This window comes from Bathymodiolus platifrons methanotrophic gill symbiont, from assembly GCF_002189065.1.
Taxonomy (GTDB): Bacteria; Pseudomonadota; Gammaproteobacteria; order Methylococcales; family Methylomonadaceae; genus Methyloprofundus.
This window is the reverse complement of record NZ_BDMN01000223.1, coordinates 1-4,355: the sequence shown is the minus strand read 5'-3', so window position 1 is coordinate 4,355 and position 4,355 is coordinate 1. Positions and strand designations below refer to the sequence as shown.

Here is a 4,355-nt window from a genome sequence, read left to right as displayed (position 1 = left end):
CCCAATAATTATTTATGGTAAAATTGAAACTATGCTACAACTATATGAAAAAAATAGTCTTTTCATTCGTTTCAAATGCTATTGCCTAAGGGGAATTAAGTAGGGGTTTGCTATAAACATGGCAAAACCACCTAAAATAAACCTCGATACACCAGCATTGTGTATTTCAGCTACTCAATAATTGGGAAACTTCAGTATAAGGATAGTATGGCATTAATTGATTGTTTAGATAAACTGGAAAAGCTGGAAATTATTACACAAGCAGACCAGTGGATGAACTATCGAACAATTAGAAATAAGCTGACTCATGAATACTCAACAAATCAGGAAGAAATGATTGCTGGAATTCAGCTGGCTATGGTGTATTTTAAAGAAATTAATGAAGTGTTAAATAGTATTAATCACTATTTACAAAAGAAACAATTATGTTAGTGAAGCACTTATTTTTCTTAGATGGGTGAGGTATATTTCGAATTACGAACCGTTCTCTTGTAGAAAAGGGTTCTGACCCCTTTATTTCAGTGAAGGTTATAGTTACAAAATTATCCAATGAATAAACAATCAAAAATATCAGGTGTCGTTCTTGCGGGCGGTTTAGCTAGGCGTATGAATATGCAGGATAAAGGCTTGGTCCAATTTAATAATAAAGCAATGATTAATTATGCGTTGCAGGCGATTATGCCTGTGGTGGATGAGTTGTTTATCAATGCTAATCGTAATATTGAGCAATATCAGCAATTTAATTATCCTGTAATAAGTGATGCAAGAGATGATTTTGCAGGGCCATTAGCGGGGGTTTATGCCGCTTTAAAGGTCTGTGCTAATGATGTTTTGCTGGTTATGCCCTGTGATACTCCTTTTATGACTGCGTCAGGCTTGCAGACTTTGATTGATGAACGAGAACGTTGTCAGGCTGATATTGCTGTGGCATTTGATGGAGAGCGGATACATCCGGTTTTTATGGTCATCAAAAGTTCTCTTAAAAACAGCCTGCAAAATTATTTAGCACAGGGAGAGCGTAAGATAGATCGCTGGTTTGATCAACATAAATGGATAAAAGTGGATTTTAGCGCTAACCCCGAATTTTTCTCTAATATTAATACACCGGAACAATTAGCCGAATTAGCGACTAAGGAATAATCATGCAACCAGAAATGACAAATGCGGGTTTAAGTGTTGCCAAAGCAGCGGTTGGTGTTGACGAAACAGGAGCAACGCGGGAAGTGCAGCTGGTGGGCGAAAGGGCAATGACTATTTATGTGGATAAACAGGAGATTGTTACCTTAATGACGATTGGTTCGCACCCGGAATTATTGACTCTAGGATATTTAAAAAATCAGGGATTTTTTGAAGATATTGCAGAGATTAAAGTTGTTCAGGTGGATTGGGAAACTGAATCGGTAGCCGTTGTAACAGCACGGGAAGATAGTGATTTTTCAAAGCAAATGGAACGGCGTACGGTAACTACTGGTTGTGGGCAAGGAACTGTTTTTGGGCGTTTAATGGAAAAATTGCAGAAAATTCGTGTGCCTGAAAATAGTGTTCGACAGTCAACTTTATACGCGTTGCTGGATTCAGTCAGAGAGCATAATGAGGTGTATAAAAAAGCAGGGGCCGTACATGGGTGTGCGTTATACACTGGGGATCAGCTAGAGTTATTTGTCGAAGATGTGGGGCGACATAATGCAGTAGATGTTATTGCAGGATATATGTGGTTGAACGGTGTGTCGGGTGATAACAAGATTTTTTATACCACAGGGCGTTTAACCTCTGAAATGGTGATTAAAGTTTCACAAATGGGTATCCCTGTTTTACTTTCGCGCTCAGGCGCAACACAAATGGGCCTTGAAATGGCTCAGTTATCAGGTGTAACTTTGATTTCCAGGTCACGTGGTAAACATTTTATGGTTCTTAATGGTGCGCAGAATATTGAGTTTGACGCGCTTGATTGAGCGCTTACATCGTTGCGACTAAAGTTACATTGCGCAGCTGTAATCGCGCCCCCGTATCAAGTACGGGGCAGGCTTTGAAGATGAACAAAAATCATGCGTAATCTGGTATGTTCTTTTTCGCTAATCACCTTAGAAGGAAAGTACCTGTTTTATTTTTCGGCTGATTTTTATCAATCCCTTTGGTAGTAAACATGCACTAAGATAAATGACTGAAGTTTCCCAATTATTGAGTAGCTGAAATACACAATGCTGGTGTATCGAGGTTTATTTTAGGTGGTTTTGCCATGTTTATAGCAAACCCCTACTTAATTCCCCTTAGGCAATAGCATTTGAAACGAATGAAAAGACTATTTTTTTCATATAGTTGTAGCATAGTTTCAATTTTACCATAAATAATTATTGGGAAACTTCAGATAAATGAGAGCTCGCTTGTTATATTGTTCTTTTAAAGAGTTCCAGAAAGCTGTTTGTGCTTGTGGGTAATCTACATTTACAAAGTACCAATAGCCAAGTGTTGCCCACGCATCAGCCACTAACTTATTGGCAGATATATTTTGCGCCGTGAGTGTTGCTTTTGTGTGTTTTCTAATTGATTGCATGACAGTCACTAAATCTATTAACATCGGGGTTGTCGAGCTGGTAGCATTTTGTTCATGCAATCGGCGTAGCATCAATATATCAGGCATACAGGTGATAGGGTGCTTAGCTGCAATTTTTGCCCATAGTTCAAGGTCTTCTCCAAAATGAATGAGGTTATTGAACATGCCTGACTCTATCAGTGTTGCGCGTTTCACTAAAACAGTGCCGGTTGGAATAAAGTTTTTTTGAACTAACTCAGCCAATGCATTTTTAATCGCTCGTGATTGATTGGTCTGGAATTTCTGCAAAAGATTGTGTTTAGCAAGTACCGACTGAGTTATGACTTTATTATCAATGCCGATTTCCTGCATATCTCCAGCAATAAGATGTAATTCCGGCGAGAGTGCCAGGGCTTCAAGTTGTTTTTCTATTTTATCTTCGAGCCATTGATCATCAGCGTCTAAAAAGGCAAGCCAGTCTCCCTGTGCTATTTTAATGCCTCTGTTTCTGGCACTGGAAGGTCCCTGATTTTCTTGTCTGATATATTTAATATTTGCAATGCCTAGGTTTTGTACTATGAACTGGGTATTATCAACAGAACCATCATCTATAATGATGATTTCATCAACAGCGTGAGTTTGTCTCTGGATACTTTTAATGGCATCTAGTATAAAATCCTGGCTATTATATGCGGGTATTATCGCGCTGATTTTCATTAAGCTGATTTTTTCTGTGTTTTACAGATAATCCAGGCGGGGATTATCAGACCGCTAAGGTAGCTTGCAATCACTAGCTTGGGATGGCGATAATATAAGCGATACAGAAAAGGGCTGAGCTTTGCTGGGCCATCGAGTCTTTTTATGGCCGGGTAGCTGCTTGGTTCAAACTGATTAACAACCTCTTGGGCTGGTGTTGTAATCGAGCGACCCAGTTCAGGAGATGATACAAAGCGAATATCAGCAAGTTTTCTAGTGATATTATTTAATAAGGTATTTAATCCCGCTAATGATGCTTGGTGTTCTTGAATGCTGCGTGTGTAGTTATAACGGTGTGTTGATATGCTAATCGGTAGAGCTTGTTTAAACGCGATAACCGCTTCCTTGTAGGCTGTATCTGCTGTATTTTTACCATCAACAGGTTCATACATTACATTTCTTACCAGATAAATTTGTCCCAGCTTGTTACTGTCACCTACGCGAATCAGGGGTGGGTTTTGTGTGTACTTTCCTGTTGCATCGCGGCCAGTGCAACGGTAGCCAGTTGTTTGTATAACCTGAATACCCTGCTTGTACCATTCCAGTTCAATTTCATCATTCCATAAATAGCAGGGTGCGACGGTACTAATACTGGGAACATTAAATATCTTCTGAAATGTTTGTGTCGCTGTATCGATTATGCTTTCAGCATCTGTTTTTGATATGGGGGTTGTGGGTAATGAACTTCCATCAACATAATGCCCTTGTAATGGTGAATCAAGTGTTTCCCAGTCCCACCAGTTCTGGGTAGATTGGGCTTGCTCTATGCGGGTGTCATTTTGTTGTATAAGCTGGGCAAACGCTTTGCCATTAAGGTCAGAGCACCAGACCTCTACCTTTACATAAATCCCCCCAGTTAAGTATTAAATTACATTAAAATCAACGAATAACAAACTTTTTGCCCATGAAATTCAAGTAACTCTTTTCATATCCCTCTGATTTTGTAATGATACCCTTTTTACATTATTCGTAGACTAACCGAGACTACACTTGCCGGAAAAAACTAATGGCTCAGCGACAACTTCCTATGTTTCCAGAGGGTTCGACAGAAGTAACCCATGATTTAGCT

Annotated in this window: 5 protein-coding genes; 3 read left to right on the top strand and 2 right to left on the bottom strand. The window is 39.3% G+C overall.

What is annotated here, in order from left to right; all coding sequences use genetic code 11:
- The first annotated feature begins 207 nt into the window (after positions 1 to 207).
- The 3 genes from CDZ78_RS12855 (at position 208) to CDZ78_RS12845 (ending at position 1,952) form a co-directional block, all read left to right on the top strand.
- Complete coding sequence (locus CDZ78_RS12855) at positions 208 to 432, top strand: hypothetical protein (RefSeq protein WP_087870372.1); 225 nt, start codon at positions 208 to 210, stop codon at positions 430 to 432.
- 117 nt (positions 433 to 549) lie between these two features.
- Positions 550 to 1,140, top strand: a complete 591-nt coding sequence (gene mobA, locus CDZ78_RS12850) for a molybdenum cofactor guanylyltransferase MobA (protein ID WP_087870371.1) — start codon at positions 550 to 552, stop codon at positions 1,138 to 1,140.
- Positions 1,141 to 1,142: 2 nt separating this feature from the next.
- On the top strand, positions 1,143 to 1,952 hold the full coding sequence (locus CDZ78_RS12845) for a formate dehydrogenase accessory sulfurtransferase FdhD (RefSeq protein WP_174664578.1): 810 nt from the start codon (positions 1,143 to 1,145) through the stop codon (positions 1,950 to 1,952).
- Positions 1,953 to 2,335: 383 nt separating this feature from the next.
- Here CDZ78_RS12845 and CDZ78_RS12840 read toward each other — a convergent pair whose 3' ends face one another.
- The gene (locus CDZ78_RS12840; RefSeq protein WP_087870370.1) at positions 2,336 to 3,247 is read right to left on the bottom strand and encodes a glycosyltransferase family 2 protein; all 912 of its coding nucleotides are present in this window, start codon (positions 3,245 to 3,247) and stop codon (positions 2,336 to 2,338) included.
- Entirely contained in the window at positions 3,247 to 3,678 is a 432-nt protein-coding gene (locus CDZ78_RS12835) for a hypothetical protein (protein ID WP_087870369.1), read from the bottom strand. Before CDZ78_RS12835 ends, CDZ78_RS12840 begins: the two co-directional genes overlap by 1 nt.
- Positions 3,679 to 4,355 lie beyond the last annotated feature (677 nt).